Source organism: Marinomonas sp. TW1 (assembly GCF_001625355.1).
Classification (GTDB): Bacteria; Pseudomonadota; Gammaproteobacteria; order Pseudomonadales; family Marinomonadaceae; genus Marinomonas.
Genome location: NZ_JSEE01000007.1, coordinates 133,093 through 149,260, shown reverse-complemented (window position 1 = coordinate 149,260; position 16,168 = coordinate 133,093). Strand labels below are relative to the sequence as shown.

The window sequence follows — 16,168 nt, the reverse complement described above, 5'->3', positions numbered from 1 at the left end:
ACTAGGCTTTAGTAAGGCCACAACCAGCAAGGACAATGCCGCTTATCGCATCACCAATGCGCATTAAGTCGTCTTCGTCATACCCTTCTTTACCACTTAATGCCAGCACCTGTGCTTCAAAGTCAGCATAGTGTTGAGTGGTCGCCCAAATCATAAAGATCAAACTCGCCGCATCTGTTTGACGCATTTTTCCAGCGTTCATCCAAGCCTCTAACAGCTCAACTCGTGACACAAACCACGGACGTAACTCTTCTTTTAAATAATCGCCGATGTGATTCGCACCACTGACCACTTCCATGGCAAATAATCGTGATGCTACGGGCTTATCAAAACTGTTTTTTAACTTCACTCGGATAAAGCTGTCTATCACTTCTGCCGGATCGTTTTCTACGGTTGCCCGATCAAACAAATCATTCCACCCCATTAGAGTCTGATCTAACACCTGTTTATATAGATTCGCTTTCGATTGAAAATAATAAATAATGTTTGGTTTTGGTAGACCTGCACGTTCCGCAATATGCTGCAAACTAGCACCGTTATAACCCTTCAATCCGAACTCAACCTCGGCGGCATCCAGTATTTTAACAAAGACTTCTTCACGATGATTTTGGCGCTTACTCATAAGGGGTCGTTCCTTAATGTTGATATTCCATAGCAAATACGCCCATTCGTCATGCCCACGAATGGTTTATTTTTAAACGTTATTACTCAGCTAAAAGAGTGGTCAACTCTTCCGCAGTCGACAACTTACCTTCGTCTTCAATATTAGGAAAAACGGCTACTGTGATCTTATCGGCTGTAAGACTTGGTAACCACTCAGTCTTAAAGGTCTCAAGAGAGACTGCCACTGGCTCACAATCATCCCAATCATCAATCGCCCATTGACTAGCAAACTCAGCATCAGGCCATACCATCACACAATCACCATCGTCTGTTTCAACCATGACGAAGCCTTCTTCGTTGCTTAAACTCCAGACTTGCTGAGTGACCTTAGCTTGTTCAATAAAATACGCCAAACGCTCACTGTCTGGTGACACCAATAATTGTACTCTTTGATCCATCGATAATTCTGTCATAGTGTTTTTCTCTTTATCGTTAAGTCTTTAAAAGTAAGCCACTTCATCGCTTGTTAAGGCTCGATATTCTCCCGCGGCAAGCGTTTCATCCAATTGTAAAGGACCAATCTGATCACGATGCAGTTCAGCTACTCGATTGCCCACCGCCGCCAACATACGTTTCACTTGATGATACTTACCTTCTTGAATGGTGAGATAAATGGCATCACTTGCGATACGCTCCACCTTGGCAGGCTGCGTCAATTGACTTTCACCGTTTAACAACACCCCTTTTTCAAGTTGTTGTATCGCCTCATCCAAAATAGGATCCGCTAAATGAACACGATATCGCTTGTCACAAACATGTCGAGGAGAAGTGATGCGATGCAGCCATTGACCATCGGTTGTCAGCAATAGTAAGCCGGTTGTGTCTTTATCCAATCGACCAACTATATTTAATTGTTGACCAAGGTGTGCTGGCAGTAAATCTAATACAATCGGATGTTCAGGGTCTTGATTAGCACAAACGTAACCCGCTGGTTTGTTCAGCAAATAATAGCCTTCTGATGGCCATGCCAGTAATTCAGCATCAAGACAAATTTGATCCGTTTCTTGCACTGTATAATTGGCTTTTTTGACCACGTCACCATTAACGGTTACTCGCCCTTTCGCTGCCGCAATTTTAGCCGCTTTACGGGCAAGTTCAGTCACATGGGATAAATAAAAATCAAGTCTCAATGGTGGGCCTACGCTGATTAAGAAAATACTTCATGGGTGGTTTCAATTTCTTTATAAAAGAAAGTAGAGTTGTGCAGCATGCCATTTGCACTGCGGGTATAACCTGGTACTTCCCCAAATGGAATGTATCCCATGTTGACATACATATCGTGAGCTATGTCATCACTTCGCACTTCAAGGATTAATAGTTGTCTTTGCATCGCAGCCGCCACTCGCTCGACACCTTTCATCAAGGTACTGCCTAAACCATTTTCACGAGCTTGAGTGTGTACCATGAGCTTTTCGACATCACATCGATGCAAAGCATTGGCCTTAGGTGACATGCCGATTTGCACGCTGCCAACCACTTTATCATCTTCTCGCACTAATAAAACTTGGCGAGCATTTTCCAGCAATTCATCATTTACGGACAACCAATAGGCTTTTGCTTCAGGTTCACTCATTGGCGGTAAAAAGCCAATCGGGGCACCGGAATCAACGGCATCAATCAGTAATTCAACAAGGTCATCTAGATAAGGATTAAGGTTATCTACCTTTAATAACTCCAAACGCTTATTTCCTCTGTTTTATATTTGGCGTAATCATACCCGAGAGGCCATATTTTAGGAAATCTTAAGTGTAAAAATCCGCGATTGAGTGGATAAATACACAAAAAAAGCGGCAAATGCCGCTTTTTAAACACGCTGTATTATTTTATACATTTCCCATGTATCGTCCTGGTTTATGATTCACCGCAATGATCATATTTAAAGCAATGGCACCCACAAACGAAATGATAATTAAGCGATAATCCACCACAAAAATAGATGTCATCACTATGGTGCAATCAACCACCATTTGAAATTTTCCCATGGAAATTCCGTGTTTCTCTGCTAAATAACGAGCGAGAATGTTCACCCCACCCAGACTCGCATTGTGACGAAATAACATGAGGAAACCCACTCCCATCAAGAAGCCTCCTGTCATACTGGCATAAACAGGATCAACTGCTTCAAACGATACCAGCATAGGCGTAACGTCCGAAAAAACCGAGACACAGAAAACCGCGACAAAGGTTTTCAATGTGAAATTCCAGCCAAAGTGCCAAATAGCCAATACATAAAATGGTAGGTTAATTAGAAAAAAAGCCTGACCAAAGGTTAACGATGTTGAATACTGAATCAAAAACGCTAATCCAGCGGAGCCACCGGTTAACAGTCCGGCTTGAGTAAACAGACTCACTCCCAGCGCGATGATTAATGTTCCGATCACCATGGCTTGAATGTCTTCTAAGCGGGTATGTTTTTGAACTTTTGGTAACTCTGTTGTGGACATGCTTTTCCTTGAGGTATTTAACTTGATTCGTAATGGGCGGGATTTTAGAGAAAAAGATCAACGAGACCAAGACAAGGAGAGGAAACAAATTCTAGTGATTTGAGAAAAGTGTCCAGTTTTATAGACACTTCATTGAAGCTTTCTTTGAGAAGCGCAAATACGACCTATCACCTTACCAATAACACGCCTTGGTGATACCCAACCAATCCGCTCAGACTGAAGGCTTTTATTATTTTCACCACCAAGCCATAACTGTCCATCCGGCGCGATATGCAATATTTTTTTAACGATATAGCCATATAAGGCATGATCAACCACAACTAGCTGACCAACTTTGAGCTTACGATACCAACGACTAATAAAAACAAAATCGCCATCATGAAGATTTGGGGCCATGCTCTCCCCTTGAACTTTGATGAAGCGCAACATAATTCCTCCTTCATCAATCGATAATATGACAGGAACAGAGCATCAGAAAAGGCATTAGACTTTCCCGATGCTCATAAAACAAATCACCCCTTAAGATCAGGGTAGACAGTGTCCAGCATAGGCGGATAAGGACAAGGTGCTTTATAGGTTGCCACTCCTTTTGTTAACCAAAAGGCTTCAGCAAACTCATTTACCAATGACACCAGTTTTTCGCCCTCTTCACGTTTGATGCCTTGTTTACATTTTGACGCTTGCAACATAATACTGTGGGTCAAATCATGAGCATTCGGCACTTGTTCGAATTGAGGCGCTTTAAAATAATCGCCCCAAATAATACGAACCGCTTCTTTTACCTCAGTGCTCGCTGATTCTTTTTCACCTACTAAACGGGCAATTTGAGCATAATCTGCAACCGTTAATGTTTCTTTGTCTTCGATTTCTTTAATCAGATCCATCAAACGAACACAACTTAACGCTGCCACTAGAGCGGTTGAGGGATCGTAAATTTTGCACGGAATATCACAGTGAGCTTGGGCTGTTTTAAAACCAATCACCTTATCTAACACTTTAACCATATTATGCATCATGGTTTTTATCCTCCTGCTTAGAACCTTTACGACGTAGTACTTGCTTATAAATTAAGCCGCCTACGATCACACTAGCAATGGCTAGCCAAGTTAACATATGAATCAACTCACTAGACCAATGAGCATGGTCGTGACCTGGGTGTGCTAGCACCATTGAACTCATCAGAGCCAAACAGAGACCAGCAACGAGCGATGTAACAGCAGATTTCATATATTTATCCTTATCAATTTAAAGCGAATTTAATGGCGCACCATAGTGGCCTGACTGGTAACAACATTTGTAATAGAACGCATCAGCGCTTTACTTTGAGCCATAACATGTTTGCTATGGCTCTGTGAGAACAGCTCCCATTCAAAACGAATGTGAGTTGCCGTTCTCATAATCAATCCACGTTGGTCTTCATCCATATCTGGACGCACAATGACAGCCTGTAAAAAATTCACCGCGCTTTCGTATTGCGTGTTGGCAGATAGGAAGTCGCCCAGCGCCGTGTAAGACTCAGCGATATTGAGAAAGCTCACTGCCGCGGCCGCCACAACAGACTCAGCGTCTTGATGAAAATCATCGTCAAAGGATTGCTCAACCTGCTGAAGTGCTTGTTGATTAAGCTCGATCGAGTCTGAGTAATCATGGTTTGAATAAGCTTTATTGGCTTGTCTTGTTAAACGTTCCCAGTTTTGCATCGTTTCCTCCGCGACCAAGCAGGTCAATCATTAAGATCTAATGAGAATCATTATCGTAAACAAAACAAAATAAATCCAGCAATTTTGAGAATAAAACTCATTATTAATAATGCTTTTTTCGAAAACGGGGGAAAGACAGGCACAAAAAAGGCCAGCTTATCGCTGACCTTTTAATAACACGTGGACATATTGTATGCGCTAAAAAAACGTTACCACTCAATACCTGGTTGGGCTTTGACACCACCAGCAAACGCATGCCGTTCATTGGCAATCTTACTGTGAGTATCTACAGAATCCAGTAGAACTCGCGGCGCGGTTCGCCCTGTCATCATAACATTCTGATGTGCTGGACGAGAGGCTAAAGCATCGATTAAATCTTGTTCATCTAAATAGCCATATTTGTACATATAAGTGATTTCGTCCAACAAAACGAAATCAATACTCTCATCAGCCAGCATAACCTTAGCCATAGACCAAGCCTGATTCGCCGCTTTTTGCTCCAGTTCAGGATCACGAGTTTCCCAGGTAAAACCATGCCCCATCACATGGAAATCAACGTGCGGATGCTCACCAAAAAAAAGTTGCTCACCAGTGGCTTTACGCCCTTTAATAAACTGAATGACGCCGCATTTTTGACCATGGCCTAATGCTCTCGCCATGGTGCCAAAGGCACTGGAACTTTTCCCTTTGCCATTACCGGTGAGTAAAATCGTGACACCACGTTCTTCTGTTGCAGCAGCAATACGTTGATCCACTACTGCTTTCTTCTTTAGCAGGCGCGCTTGTTGTTTTTCAGCTTCGGTTTGCGTTGCTGTGTTTGCCATTAGCCCTATCCTCTTTTATCTCTTAACGCTTTTTATAAAGTAACCAGCTTGGATAATATAAGTCTTTATGGATTGCAAAGACCCTCAGTATAAAGACTAATGCCACGGCGTAAATCGAGTTAAATTCATGTGAAGGTATGTTTTTTTCTAGTAACACCAACAAGAGCGCCCCCAGAAAAGCGGGCGTTGCATAAAATTCTCTGCCTAACACCAGTGGCGGACGATGACTCAACACATCTCGAATAATGCCCCCTGCAATGCCGGTGATCACTCCCATAGTGATGGCAATCGTTGGCGCAAAACCTAGGTCCAATACTTTTTCCGTGGCCACCACGGTAAACAGAGCCAAACCAAAAGAGTCAGCATAGTGGAAAACGCTCTGTCGATCCTCCATGTAACGCACCGCAAAAAAAGCCGTCAAAGATGATAAAAAAGCGACCCAAAGATAAGAGGTATCACTGACCCAGTAAACATCTTCAACGCCCAACACCGTGTCTCTAATGGTACCGCCTCCAAGTGAGGTTACCATACCCAGAAACACCACACTGAACAAATCCATGTCCTTTTTACCTGATGAGATCACCCCAGTCACAGCAAAAGCCGCTATCCCAAACATACCTAATAGATACAACAACATTGTTTAATTTATCTCTGTCAAACTAAGCTAACTTAGCGATTGCCAAGTGATTTTATGATGATTCGTTTGATTGTTCTGGCGTATGAAGAAACCAGTCCCCTGCGCCCAAACGTTTTAATGACACCCATTCGCCTTGTATGGAAAACTCACTCACACTGGTGAAGTCAACATCAATACGAAAACATTTTGATAAAGGCCATTCACACAACAGACTGACAAGCACTTTAATGACACCTGAATGCGCCACCAGCACACAAGTATCCATTGGCTCATCTTTGACACTAAGCCACCATTGCCATACTCGATCTGCCACTGCTTGCAAAGTTTCACCTTGAAATGGGTTTTCATTGACAATGTCGCTAGCCCAAACATCCATCTCTTGTCGCGGTATCTCGGACCAACACAACCCTTCCCAATGACCAAAATCCATCTCTCTTAAAGCATCAATAGGTTTAGATTGACCATCACTAATGTGATTCGCTAATAAAGCCGCTCGACTTAAAGGACTGTGGTAACAACGAGTTTTAACATTGTCATACTCTAAATTCAGTGACGTTTTTAACGCCTGTGCATGAGTTTGCCAACCCTTCTGCAACGGCACATCCATATCGCCGTAACATAAACCCGCTTTCACATCCGGCCTAGGGTGTCGAATAAGGTACAATTTCACGATGCAAATACCAATAAAGCCGCAATCATAAAGATTTCACCCAGTTGTTCGCTGGCGCCCAAGGCATCCCCATTAAAGCCTTGAATCTTATGCTGTAAATACTGACGTATTGCCAATAAAAACAACGCAGCCAAAACAGCAACCAATACTATTTCCAATAGACTCAAAGACAAAATAGCCAAAATTGCACAGGGCACCAAGGCCACAACCCATTCTTTCATGCCAAATCGTGCAATCATGCTTTTTGCTTTACTATCACCTAACGTGACATAGTCCAGACAATGCATCAAAACAAGCGGAAACATGCGTGCTATTACATGAACCGCACACCAAGAAGTAATTAAATAGATTAAACCTAGGAAGGAATGAGAGGCCGTATTCAACAGCTCACTCAACAACAGCCATTTCAAGGTTAAAGAAAACCAAATGCTCAGAGCGGCATAACTGCCTAAACGAGAGTCTTTCATAATGGTCAGGCGTTGCTCTTTATCCCAACCGCCAACCAAACCGTCACAACTGTCCATCAAACCATCTTCATGAAAGCCGCCTGTTAAAAGCACAGCCGTCAGTAACATGAACAGTGCCTGCAACGTGGTTGACCAATCAAACCATAATGGCCAGGTGCTCATAATCGCGACGACGATCCCAACCCATGGCAAAAAACTCACGGCCGGAAGGTGTTCAATATCATCACGCCAATCCACTCGCACTGGAATACGTGTGTATGTTGCTAAACTGCGTTTAAAACCTTGCCAATACGCGCTGGTTAATACGTTTTTCATACTCTTCTCATACCCCTTAATCAACCCGCCAAGCCTTCAATCGAGATTAAGTTTGATCACTTAAACCGGCACTTTCAAAACTGGCCATTTGTGCCATAAAAACACAGGCACTTTGAATTAAAGGGTAAGACAAAATCGCACCAGAACCTTCTCCTAAACGCAAATCTAAGGACAAAATTGGTTCCGCGTTAAGAAACTCAAGTAAACGTTGATGAGCTTGTTCATTTGATTGATGAGCAAACATGGCGTACGCCTTCACCTGGGGCGACACTTTATGTGCAAACAACAAAGCCACAGAACAAATAAAACCATCAACGACAAAGGCCGTTTGCTGCTTTGCTGCCTGTAGCATAGCGCCAGCCATTGCCAATATTTCAAAACCACCGACTTGCTCAGCAAGGGTTTGTGGGCTCCAGTCTGCCATACACTGACCCGTTTCTTGTTCCGCTCGTAACAAAGACTGCTGGATAATATTTGCTTTGTGAGACACGCCATGGTCATCCAAGCCTGTACCTCGCCCCGCCGTCAGAGTGGCATCATCACCTAATAAAGCCGACATCATACAAGATGAAACACAGGTGTTACCTATGCCCATTTCACCAAACATCAATAGCTGATTTCCTTCTGCTATGGCCTGATCCACCTCCTCAACGCCCGCTTGTAGCGCCATGGCGACTTGCTCAGAGGTCATTGCTGCCGTTTGACTAAAGTCTTGGGAGGCATAGGCTACTTTACGCTTGGCTAATAATGGATGATCGTCCAAATCCACTTTTACACCGACATCAACAACCCGCAATGGCACATTATGCTGCTGACAGAAGACACTCACAGCCGCACCTCCCATCAAAAAGTTCATCACCATTTGTGGTGTCACTTCCTGTGGAAATAAGCTAATACCTTGATCAACTACACCATGATCTGCCGCAAACACAATCATCTTGGCGCGACTGACGTCCGGAATGGTCTTACCTTGAATTCGCCCTAGTTGAAAAGCGATTTTTTCAAGGGACCCTAACGAACCTGGAGGCTTAGTTTTGGTGTCAATCTTATGCTGAAGATCCACATCTAAAGCCGACGAAGGGGCTTGAATTTGAAACGACTGAAACAAGGCCAACTCCTTAACGCTGAGCTTTCACAGCACGCTGTCGAACCACTTCATACAAGCAAACACCCGTTGCGACCGATACGTTCAAACTGGATACCACACCAGCCATAGGCAGCTTAACGAGATAATCACACTGTTCACGTGTTAAGCGTCGCATGCCTTCCCCTTCCGCGCCCATCACAATGGCCGTTGGAATGGTTAAGTCTTGCTCATATATGGTACCCGTCGCTTCGCCTGCTGTGCCGAAAATCCAAATACCTTGGTCTTGCAGTTTTTTCATCGTCCTAGCAAGGTTCGTCACCGCATACACTGGCATGCTTTCAGCCGCACCACAGGCTACTTTACTGACCGTTGCATTGAGCGGCGCAGAATTATCTTTTGGCATAATGACAGCGTGAGCGCCAGCGGCGTCAGCACTTCGCAAACAAGCACCAAGGTTGTGAGGGTCAGTCACACCATCCAGAATAATGACCAATGGCGTTTCATCCAACCCTTCAACATAAGCGTGCAAATCGGCTTCGTTGCCTGCTTTTGTCATCGTGGTATAAGCCACAACACCTTGATGTACGACTCGTTCTTTGGTTTTGGTAAAAAGTTGATCCAAGTCGCGACGTGGCACCAAGCTGTAACGCACCTTGTTCGTTTTGCATAACGTCATTAATCGTTGTGTTTTCTTGTCGTCACGACCTTCTTGAAAACGCACTTCTTTAATGCGATCAGCTTGTTGTGACAGGGCATTTTCTACGGCATGAATACCGTATATCCATTCTAAATCGGACATGTTTTATTTCATTCTCTCTATATCAGCATTTAATCGACTATTGGTTAGTCTCGAGATCGTGGTTTCGCATTGCTTTTTTTCGCTTTGCTGACCTTTTTCGCTTTTTTAGGCTTCTTCGCACTGTTTGACGACGTTTTTGTCTTAGCAGCGGCTTGAGCCGTTTTCTTTTGTCTAATGCGCTTTCCCTTCGAAGGAGTACGACGCTTTTTACTCTTCGGTTTATCTGAGTCTTTGTCTTTCGCGCCTTCTTTCTTGCTTCCTGCTCCCTCTTCCGAACTGTTTTTTGCCTTTGGTTTAGAACGGCCACCTAATTCAATCGGAGGCAGTTGCGCCAATTGCATTTCTAATTCAGTCAGATCATCACGCTCAACCTTCTTACGTGGACGTGAAGCTGATTCATCTAATGTCAGATCAATCTTACGCTGCTCTAAATTGACGCTAGCAACTCGAACTTTCAAACGATCACCAAGACGGAATACACGACCAGTGCGCTCACCAATAATGGCTTGATGCTCGATATCATGAACAAAATAATCTTGGCCTAAACCAGAAATATGAATCAAACCATCTACGAACAATCCCTGTAACTCAACAAACAAACCGAAAGACGTCACCGCGGTGACCACACCCTCAAAAGCATCACCTAGATGTTGCTCAACGTATTGGCATTTAAGCCAAGCTTCAACATCGCGTGTGGCTTCGTCAGCACGTCGTTCTGTCAGAGAACAAGAATCGCCTAAACCATCCATATCAGCATGGTCATAGCCGTAAATTTTCTTCTCTTTTAATAAAGGACTGCCGGCAACACGATGTGCTTGAGTAACATTCGGTCGACCTTCACCACGAATCAAATAACGAATCGCCCGATGAACCAACAAGTCAGGGTAACGTCGAATCGGCGAAGTAAAATGGGTATAGGCTTCGTAGTTCAAACCAAAATGGCCCATGTTATCGGCTTGATAAACCGCTTGTGACATAGAACGCAACATCATGGTTTGAATGCTTCGCGCATCCGCTCTGTCTTTAATTTGCTCAGCCACCATAGCGTAATCCGCTGGGGTCGGTTTTAAACCGCCAGTAAGCTCTAATCCAAGCAACCCAAGATAGCTGCGCAAAGTCAGTAGTCGATCTTCTTTTGGCCCTTCATGAACACGGAACAAAGCGGGTAAATCCGCTTTAATCAATAATTCCGCCGTCGCTACGTTCGCACACAGCATGCACTCTTCGATCAGCTTATGAGCGTCATTACGTTCGACCGGCACTATGTGTTCGATCTTCGAATGCTCATCAAACACCATACGGGTTTCAACAGTATCAAACTCCATCGCTCCTCGTTCTCCACGAGCCATTTTAAGCACTTGATATAGACCGTTTAGATCATCGATATGCGAGACGATACTTTGATAGCGATCACGCAAAGCTAGGCCTTCGTCTTCTGGCTCAGCGGCAATCATTTTAGCCACTTTGGTGTACGTCAGGCGGGCATGGGAACGAATCAAACCTTCATAGAATTTAAAGCCGCGCATCTTGCCTTTTGTGGTCAGAGAAATCTCAGCCACCATGGCAAGTCGGTCAACATCTGGGTTCAATGAACACAAACCATTGGAAAGCACTTCCGGTAACATTGGAATCACTCGGCCAGGGAAGTAAACCGAATTACCTCGTACAATGGCCTCTTCGTCTAGCGCGGTGTCTTTTTTAACATAATGAGACACATCTGCAATGGCGACAAACAGCTTCCAGCCACCTGGTGTTTTTTCACAATATACCGCGTCATCAAAGTCACGGGCGTCTTCACCATCAATGGTGACAAAAGACGTATCGCGTAAATCGACTCGATGCGCTTTGTCTTCTTCCGCCACTTCAGAGGTAAAGTGTTTAACTTGTTGTTCAACGGCAGCTGGCCATTCGTTAGGAATTTCATAACGATGCATGGCCACTTCAATTTCAACACCCGGCGCCATGAAGTCACCCAGCACTTTCTTTACAAGACCTTTTGCTGATTGTCCACGCTCGGCGTAGGAAACAATCTCAACCAACACATATTGGCCATGTTTAGGCGACAGTCCGGAATCTTTACTAATCAGAATGTCTTGCGAGATTCTAGGGTTTTCTGGTGTCACAAAAGCCGTCTGGCTTTCTTCATAGTAACGCCCGACTAACTGAGTGTGCTTTCGTTCCAAGACCTCAACGACAACACCATCTAAACGGCCTTTTACACTGCGACCAGACAAACGAACCTTGGCTTTGTCACCGTCCATTACGTTCATCATCTGACGAGCAGATAAAAAGATGTCGTCATCGCTGGCACGCAGTAAAAAGCCGTGCCCTTCTTTATTGCCTTGTACATACCCTTCGATGAAGTCACTTTCTAAAAGTGGCTTATATTCATTATTGGCATTACTGGTCAGCTGGCTGTCGCGACACATGGCAATTAAACGACGACGCAATGCCTCTATCTCATCTTCCCCTTTAAGAGAAAATAAGTCGCACAGTTGTGGATGACTTAAAGCGGTATTTTGTGTGGCGAGAAATTCTAAGATGTATTCACGACTAGGCACCGGGTTATCGTATTTTGATGCTTCGCGCTGCGAGTGTGGATCGTTAATTTTTTTACTCAATGTATGTTTATCCTTGGTTTTTTTAGTAAGACATCCTGTTATAAATCACCAATATGAACATCTTACGATTGAGAATGTGGTTTTGGCTTTGGCAACATGCCCTTTATAAGCCCACATAAGTTACCCTCATTATAGAGTATTCTTAGGGAATACTCTCTATAAAAGCCTTGTTCTCTCTATTATCTGCACACTGTGGAAAGGTTATTTTGTAATTCGACAACAAAACGTAAAAGAAAGCCTTGTTTTGCCGAACATCAAGTCAGATTTTGTTGTGTCAAAATGGCCATACATAAAAAATATGACTTTTTTCTGTTTAATTATTCAGCAAAACCAATGAATAGATCGAATAATTCGATCTATTCTGCCTCTAATTTCATTGGCGATGACGCTCTAAATTCATTTCGGCCATCACTTTGGTGGAAATTTCTTCCACCGACAAGGTGGTAGAGTTTAAGAATGGAATGCGCTCCTGACGATACAAAGACTCTACTTCCTCGATTTCATAGCGACATTGTCTGAAAGAAGCGTATTTACTTTGCGCCATGCGGCCAGTACGAATTTCATGCAATCTCTGTGGATCTATGGTCAGTCCAAACAGTTTTTTCTTGTGAAGTTTTAAGACTTTAGGCAAACCAGCAGAGGAAAAATCGTCTTCCGTTATCGGATAGTTTGCCGCGCGAATTCCGTACTGCATGGCCAAATATAAACTCGTTGGCGTTTTGCCAGAACGAGAGACACCAAGCAAAATAATATCCGCTTGATCGAAATTTTTGATGGATGCCCCATCATCATTCGCTAACGCATAGTTAATGGCGTCTATACGCCCATCATACACCCCCGCTTTCATACCGTGAGCTTTTTGAGCCGAAGGCTGCGCTTTGACCCCCAATGCCTGTTCAATGGGCGACAGCATTTCACCAAACACATTATAACAATGGCATTGGCAAGACTGCACTATGTCACTAATCGCTTGGTCTGAAATGGTATAAAAAACCAATACTGATGCACCCTGTGCAACGTCTAAATCAATTTGTTGTTTTAGACCATTTGCTTGGTCCTTAGTGCTCAAAAAAGGCACACTTTTGGTCATAATGTCGACATCAAAAAAAGACAACATAGCAGAACCAAACACTTCGGCGGTGATCGCCGTTCCATCGGAAACAAAATACACTTTCATGTCATTTTTACTCATTTTGTTGTTATCTAACGACATCCGTTTTTTCGATTGAAATAAAACTACATCGAATAATCGATTTTATTCAACGTATCCCAGCTACATACAATGGACCCAGAGTTAAGGTTTTGACAAGCCCTGAAGTGGCCTTGTCGCCAACGCTCTCGCTTGGCGGGCAACTCTTACATTTCGCCCCCAAATGATTTTTATTGATTCAATAATAAAAACACTCAACCATCGGAGTCTCTTGTGAGCAAATTTATTAAGTGGTTTAAAGATCTTCGTTTAGAAGATGTCGGTCAAGTAGGCGGTAAAAATGCCTCCTTGGGAGAAATGATTTCTAACCTGACAGACCTTGGTATCCAAGTACCAAATGGTTTCGCAACCACTGCTTATGCCTATCAAAGCTTTTTGGTTGAAACGGGGTTAGAAGACAAAATCCACCAGACTCTAGACAGTTTGGATGTTGATGACGTTCATGCTCTCGCCGAAACGGGCGTCAAAATTCGTCAATGGATTGAAGACGCGTCTTTTTCTGACGAATTCAACCAAGAAATTGAACAAGCTTTTGCCGTGCTGTGTGAAGACAATGCCGAAGGTACCTCCTTTGCGGTTCGTTCTTCTGCCACTGCGGAAGATTTACCCGACGCTTCCTTTGCAGGTCAACAAGAAACCTACCTTAACGTAATCGGTTTAGCGGACATTAAAGCGTCCATCAAACGTGTCTTTGCCTCTTTGTTTAATGACCGTGCGATCTCCTACCGCGTACACCAAGGTTTTGAGCATCAAGGCGTGGCGCTGTCTGCCGGTATTCAAAAAATGGTTCGCAGCGACATTGGCGCTTCAGGTGTCTTATTCACTTTGGATACCGAATCCGGTTTCGACGAAGTGGTCTTCATTACTGCCGCATACGGTTTAGGCGAGATGGTCGTACAAGGTACCGTCAACCCTGATGAATACTATGTTCATAAACCCACATTAGACTCCAATCGACCAGCAGTCGTTCGTAAAAGCCTGGGTAGCAAAGCTCAAAAAATGGGGTACGCCGAGGCCGGTAGTGAAGAGTTTGTTAAAGTGGTTCCCGTTGCCCTTGACGATCAAAATCGCTTTGCCTTGAGCCATGAAGAAATAGAAGATTTGGCACGACAAGCTTGCATTATCGAGAAACATTACCAACGTCCGATGGACATTGAATGGGCCAAAGATGGTATCGATGGAAAACTGTACATAGTTCAAGCTCGACCTGAAACGGTGCGCAGTCAAACCAGTGCTCAAAGTATGGAACGATACAGTTTAAAAGAAACCTCTAACGTAATGATTACGGGGCGTGCCATTGGACATAAAATTGGCACAGGTGCGGTTAAAGTATTGTCATCCATTACTGAGATGGACCGCATTCAACCCGGAGATGTTCTCGTCACAGACATCACAGACCCAGATTGGGAACCCATCATGAAGCGTGCCTCGGCGATTGTCACCAATCGTGGTGGTCGAACCTGTCACGCAGCGATTATTGCACGTGAATTAGGCATTCCAGCCGTCGTTGGTTGTGGTGATGCGACCGAAGTCTTGAAAAATGACCAGCAAGTAACCGTTTCTTGTGCGCAAGGCGATATGGGCTTTGTCTATCAGGGAGCATTGCAGTTCGATGTGATTACTTCTGAAGTGGGCAACATGCCAGACTTACCGGTTAAAGTCATGATGAACGTTGGTAATCCAAACCGCGCTTTTGATTTCGCAATGCTACCAAATGCCGGCATTGGTTTGGCGCGTCTCGAATTCATTATCAACCGTATGATTGGCATCCACCCAAAAGCCTTATTGAATTACGCTGACATGGACGCGCCGCTAAAAGAAGAGATCGATCATCGTATCGCCGGCTACCAGGGGCCAGTCGAATTTTATGTCGACAAGCTGGTAGAAGGCGTAGCGACACTGGCCTGCTCTTTTTCTCAGAAGCCCGTCATTGTTCGTCTTTCAGACTTTAAATCCAATGAGTACCACAACCTAATTGGTGGACCATTATTCGAACCAGATGAAGAAAACCCAATGTTAGGCTTCCGCGGTGCGGCTCGCTACATTGACGACTCATTCCGTGATTGCTTCGCCATGGAGTGTGAAGCCATTCGCCGAGTTCGTAATGACATGGGACTGACCAATGTACAGATCATGATTCCATTTGTACGTACTTTAGAAGAAGCGCAACAAGTCACCGAATTGCTTGCCGAACAAGGCTTAGCACGCGGCGAAAATGGCCTCAAAGTCATCATGATGTGTGAATTGCCGTCTAACGCTCTGTTAGCTGAGGAATTCCTTGAATATTTTGATGGTTTCTCTATCGGCTCCAACGATTTGACCCAATTAACCCTTGGACTGGATCGTGACTCAGGTTTGATTGCTGACAAATTCGACGAACGCAACCCTGCGGTGAAAAAGCTGCTAAAAATGGCCATTTCCGCTTGTCGAGAGCAAGGAAAGTACGTGGGTATTTGCGGTCAAGGACCATCGGATCATGCGGATTTCGCAGACTGGTTGGTCGCTCAGGGGATCGAAAGTGTGTCTCTTAACCCTGATACCGTCGTCGAAACTTGGTTGCACTTAAATGAAGTCATTGAAAATGCGTCGTTAAATAAAGACGCTGTGTAAACTTTTACCTGCCACCTCATTAACAGAGTACATGACAGGTACCAACTGCATCTTGGTAGGTTTTCCTATTAAGTCAGAATGCCGTTTAATCGCGGTTAGTGACCTTATTGTTGTCACACTC

Annotated in this window: 18 protein-coding genes; 1 reads left to right on the top strand and 17 read right to left on the bottom strand. The window is 44.1% G+C overall.

What is annotated here, in order from left to right:
• Nucleotide 1: 1 nt before the first annotated feature.
• The 17 genes from OA79_RS08160 to ppsR form a co-directional block, all read right to left on the bottom strand.
• A complete protein-coding gene (locus tag OA79_RS08160) occupies nucleotides 2-622 on the bottom strand; it encodes a TetR/AcrR family transcriptional regulator (RefSeq protein ID WP_063332728.1) in 621 nt (206 codons plus the stop codon).
• 82 nt (nucleotides 623-704) lie between these two features.
• On the bottom strand, nucleotides 705-1,076 hold the full coding sequence (locus tag OA79_RS08155; RefSeq protein ID WP_063332727.1) for a DUF2750 domain-containing protein: 372 nt from the start codon (nucleotides 1,074-1,076) through the stop codon (nucleotides 705-707).
• A 27-nt stretch (nucleotides 1,077-1,103) separates the two neighbouring features.
• Nucleotides 1,104-1,793, bottom strand: a complete 690-nt coding sequence (locus OA79_RS08150; protein ID WP_063332726.1) for a pseudouridine synthase — start codon at nucleotides 1,791-1,793, stop codon at nucleotides 1,104-1,106.
• Nucleotides 1,794-1,810: 17 nt separating this feature from the next.
• Nucleotides 1,811-2,341, bottom strand: coding sequence for a GNAT family N-acetyltransferase (locus OA79_RS08145; protein ID WP_063332725.1), 531 nt, complete (start codon nucleotides 2,339-2,341; stop codon nucleotides 1,811-1,813).
• 145 nt (nucleotides 2,342-2,486) lie between these two features.
• Complete coding sequence (locus tag OA79_RS08140) at nucleotides 2,487-3,107, bottom strand: YitT family protein (RefSeq protein ID WP_063332724.1); 621 nt, start codon at nucleotides 3,105-3,107, stop codon at nucleotides 2,487-2,489.
• A 129-nt stretch (nucleotides 3,108-3,236) separates the two neighbouring features.
• Nucleotides 3,237-3,536 (bottom strand): S24/S26 family peptidase, encoded by a 300-nt coding sequence (locus OA79_RS08135; protein ID WP_063332723.1) that lies wholly within the window; start codon nucleotides 3,534-3,536, stop codon nucleotides 3,237-3,239.
• Between the two features lie 83 nt (nucleotides 3,537-3,619).
• A complete protein-coding gene (gene sodN / locus OA79_RS08130) occupies nucleotides 3,620-4,123 on the bottom strand; it encodes a superoxide dismutase, Ni (protein ID WP_063332722.1) in 504 nt (167 codons plus the stop codon).
• A complete protein-coding gene (locus OA79_RS08125) occupies nucleotides 4,113-4,334 on the bottom strand; it encodes a hypothetical protein (RefSeq protein WP_063332721.1) in 222 nt (73 codons plus the stop codon). Before OA79_RS08125 ends, sodN begins: the two co-directional genes overlap by 11 nt.
• Before the next feature lie 29 nt (nucleotides 4,335-4,363).
• Entirely contained in the window at nucleotides 4,364-4,807 is a 444-nt protein-coding gene (locus OA79_RS08120; protein WP_013796931.1) for a tetratricopeptide repeat protein, read from the bottom strand.
• Nucleotides 4,808-5,016: 209 nt separating this feature from the next.
• Complete coding sequence (gene cobO, locus OA79_RS08115) at nucleotides 5,017-5,631, bottom strand: cob(I)yrinic acid a,c-diamide adenosyltransferase (protein WP_063332720.1); 615 nt, start codon at nucleotides 5,629-5,631, stop codon at nucleotides 5,017-5,019.
• A 22-nt stretch (nucleotides 5,632-5,653) separates the two neighbouring features.
• Complete coding sequence (locus OA79_RS08110; RefSeq protein ID WP_063332719.1) at nucleotides 5,654-6,268, bottom strand: trimeric intracellular cation channel family protein; 615 nt, start codon at nucleotides 6,266-6,268, stop codon at nucleotides 5,654-5,656.
• Between the two features lie 52 nt (nucleotides 6,269-6,320).
• On the bottom strand, nucleotides 6,321-6,938 hold the full coding sequence (locus tag OA79_RS08105; RefSeq protein ID WP_063332718.1) for a histidine phosphatase family protein: 618 nt from the start codon (nucleotides 6,936-6,938) through the stop codon (nucleotides 6,321-6,323).
• On the bottom strand, nucleotides 6,935-7,720 hold the full coding sequence (locus OA79_RS08100) for an adenosylcobinamide-GDP ribazoletransferase (protein WP_063332717.1): 786 nt from the start codon (nucleotides 7,718-7,720) through the stop codon (nucleotides 6,935-6,937). The genes OA79_RS08105 and OA79_RS08100 overlap by 4 nt, the downstream gene beginning before the upstream one ends.
• A 46-nt stretch (nucleotides 7,721-7,766) precedes the next feature.
• Complete coding sequence (gene cobT, locus OA79_RS08095; RefSeq protein ID WP_063332716.1) at nucleotides 7,767-8,828, bottom strand: nicotinate-nucleotide--dimethylbenzimidazole phosphoribosyltransferase; 1,062 nt, start codon at nucleotides 8,826-8,828, stop codon at nucleotides 7,767-7,769.
• Nucleotides 8,829-8,838: 10 nt separating this feature from the next.
• Nucleotides 8,839-9,606: a 23S rRNA (guanosine(2251)-2'-O)-methyltransferase RlmB gene (gene rlmB, locus OA79_RS08090; RefSeq protein WP_063332715.1), complete on the bottom strand. Its 768-nt coding sequence runs from the start codon at nucleotides 9,604-9,606 to the stop codon at nucleotides 8,839-8,841.
• Nucleotides 9,607-9,650: 44 nt separating this feature from the next.
• A complete protein-coding gene (gene rnr, locus OA79_RS08085; protein WP_063332714.1) occupies nucleotides 9,651-12,227 on the bottom strand; it encodes a ribonuclease R in 2,577 nt (858 codons plus the stop codon).
• 373 nt (nucleotides 12,228-12,600) lie between these two features.
• Nucleotides 12,601-13,419 (bottom strand): posphoenolpyruvate synthetase regulatory kinase/phosphorylase PpsR, encoded by an 819-nt coding sequence (gene ppsR, locus OA79_RS08080; RefSeq protein ID WP_231908833.1) that lies wholly within the window; start codon nucleotides 13,417-13,419, stop codon nucleotides 12,601-12,603.
• A gap of 231 nt (nucleotides 13,420-13,650) precedes the next feature.
• Between ppsR and ppsA the strand changes: the two genes are divergently transcribed.
• Complete coding sequence (gene ppsA / locus OA79_RS08075) at nucleotides 13,651-16,047, top strand: phosphoenolpyruvate synthase (RefSeq protein WP_063332713.1); 2,397 nt, start codon at nucleotides 13,651-13,653, stop codon at nucleotides 16,045-16,047.
• Nucleotides 16,048-16,168: the final 121 nt, after the last annotated feature.